The following is a 566-nucleotide window of genomic DNA, read 5'->3' as shown; positions in this document are numbered from 1 at the left end:
GGCGGCTGGTTGGGCGGCTGGGTCATCAGCGCGTTCCCCCCTCGATCCACTGATTTCTCGCCATGCCCTGGGGCACGTGGCGGGCCCAGAGCCAGGTTCGGAAAGCTCTCAAACGTCTCCTTCCTATCACCCGCCCATGACGGTCCACCGGCCCGCGCGGACCCCTGCTTCCAAGTGTTCCCAAGGGAGGACCGGCCTGTGACGCGCTTGTTATACGCCTCCACGCGCCCTTCACACGGCGCACGCGCCTGCGCTACCCGCCCTGTACGTCCTCGGCGAGTTCCAGCCACCGCATCTCCAGCTCCTCCCGTTCGCCGGTCAGTGCGCGCAGCTCGGCGTCGAGTTCGGCCACCTTCGCGAAGTCGGTGGCGTGCTCGGCGATCTGGGCGTGCAGAGCGGACTCCTTTTCGGAGATGCGGTCCAGCTGCCGTTCGATCCGCTGCAACTCCTTCTTCGCGGCGCGCAGTTCGGCGGCGCTCCTCTCCGGCTTCCCGGTCTTCTCCGTGCCGGTCTTCCCGGCGGCGGGTGCCGGGGCCGGGGCGGCGGCTGCCGCCCGCTGCTCCATC

At 69.6% G+C, this 566-nt stretch carries 1 protein-coding gene; it reads right to left on the bottom strand.

All coding sequences use genetic code 11. The features are described from left to right. Positions 1-253 precede the first annotated feature (253 nt). Positions 254-566: ABC transporter C-terminal domain-containing protein (locus CCN35_RS27250; RefSeq protein WP_245863560.1), on the bottom strand; the 313-nt coding region annotated here is incomplete at its 5' end.

The organism is Streptomyces thermovulgaris (genome assembly GCF_002155915.1).
GTDB lineage: Bacteria > Actinomycetota > Actinomycetes > Streptomycetales > Streptomycetaceae > Streptomyces > Streptomyces thermovulgaris.
Note: the sequence above shows the minus strand (reverse complement) of the source record. Positions and strands in the feature narration are given on the sequence as shown.